The organism is Streptomyces sp. KR55 (assembly GCF_052245645.1).
Classification (GTDB): domain Bacteria; phylum Actinomycetota; class Actinomycetes; order Streptomycetales; family Streptomycetaceae; genus Streptomyces; species Streptomyces flavusporus.
On sequence record NZ_JBQQCE010000873.1, the window covers coordinates 1 to 1,622 of the forward strand.

Annotated in this window: 2 protein-coding genes; both read right to left on the reverse strand. The window is 72.0% G+C overall.

The window, feature by feature from the left end:
- Positions 1–230 precede the first annotated feature (230 nt).
- Positions 231–995, reverse strand: coding sequence for a bestrophin-like domain (locus tag ACTWQJ_RS51135; protein WP_443313158.1), 765 nt, complete (start codon positions 993–995; stop codon positions 231–233).
- 110 nt (positions 996–1,105) lie between these two features.
- Complete coding sequence (locus ACTWQJ_RS51140) at positions 1,106–1,390, reverse strand: hypothetical protein (RefSeq protein ID WP_443313159.1); 285 nt, start codon at positions 1,388–1,390, stop codon at positions 1,106–1,108.
- Positions 1,391–1,622: the final 232 nt, after the last annotated feature.

A 1,622-nucleotide genomic window follows, 5' to 3' on the forward strand; every position in this document is an offset into this window, starting at 1 on the left:
CGTCGGGGCGACGCCGACCGACATGGCCATCGGCGGCGGCATGGTGGCCTCGGCCGTCCTCAGCGGCGGGCTGCTCTGGGTGCGCCGCCGCTCGGAGCAGCTGAACTGAGGCCGGGCCGGCCCGGAGGCCTCTCACGTGCAAGGCCTTCGCCACGTATCCCGACGTCCCGACGGAATCCGTGGCGAAGGCCTCTGCGGTGGCGGCGAATGGATGCCGCGGTAGGGGCCCGTCAGCCCCTGGCCTCGGGGAAGAGACTGAGGAACGGCTCGGCCGAGGCTGTGATGCCACGGCTGTAGGGCGCGTCGAAGTCCCAGATCAGGAAGAGCAGGAAGGCGATCAGCGCGGAGAACAGGCCGGCGAGGATCAGCTCGCGTGGTGTCCGCCGGATCTGCAGGGCGAGGATCATCCCGATGGTGACCACTGCTCCGACGACGAGGCCGAACCAGACCACGCCCGGCATGGTCGGCGCGGTCGAGTCCGCGCGGGCGGCACGCGCCTGGTCCGCCGCGGCCACCTGGTCGAGGAGCGGCTGGTAGGCCTGGGCCTCGAAGTCCGACTTCGGCTGGTAGTCCGTCACGTCGGCCCGTACGCGGTCCAGGAGCTCGGTGCCGCGTTCGGTGACCTTGCCGTTGTCGGCCATCGCCTGCCACTCGGTGGTGACGACATGTCCTACATAGGCGTTGACATCGTCCCGGATGCGGTCACGGACGTCGGCAGGGTAGACCCGCACCCGCTCCGAGATCTCGTGCAGCGCCTGGGCCTCCGCCCGGACGTGCTCCTGGGCGACGCTGCGGGCCTCCCAGACACCGGCGATGGCCAGGCCCAGGACGATGGCGTAGACCACGCCGATCCACATCGTCATGTACTCGATGACGTCCGGCGTCTCGGAGGGATCCTCGTCCTCGGACGCCGATCGGTGGCGTAGGAGGGTGATGACGACCACCACGGCGCAGGCGGCCAGCATCGCGAGGGTGAGAACAAGCCATTCCGGCAACGGGTTCCTCCAGGGATCAACGCGGCCGCAGCGCGGCGACGGCGATCACCGCGGGCGCGGTGATGAGCAGGACGTAGGTGACCGGCGACCGGCCGTGGTGCGATGGCCGGTTACGCGGCGGGGTGCGGTACTCCGGGTAGCTCACCGGGGTGACCGAGGGGCGCGGAGTGGGCGACGGCTTCGGAGTCGGGGTCGGCTTCGGGGTGGGCGTCGGAGTCGGGGTGGGAGCGGCGGGCGGTGCGGGCCGGGGAGCCGACGGGGGAGGCGATGGCTCTGGCGTCGGTTTCGGTGGTGGCGGTGGCGGTGGTTCTGGAGGGGGCGGTGGGGCCGGTTTCGGCGGCGGAGACGGGGTGGGTGTCGGTGTGGGCGACGGGCACATCGGGGGAGTGGGCCACGTGTGGCTCCCCGCCACCGCCACCGCCTCCGTGCCGCCGGGTCCGGTCGAGGCGTACGCACAGGCGTCGGCCGTAGCGACACCGGCCGGGGCGTCGACGAGGACCCAGGCCAGTGTCACCAGGGCCAACACCCGTACGGCGACGGGCGAACGGGTCGGTTCGGATCCATGCACGACGGAGATCATGAGGCGTCGAAGGCCGCCGCACGCGCCCCGGCCGGGGGATTGCCCCG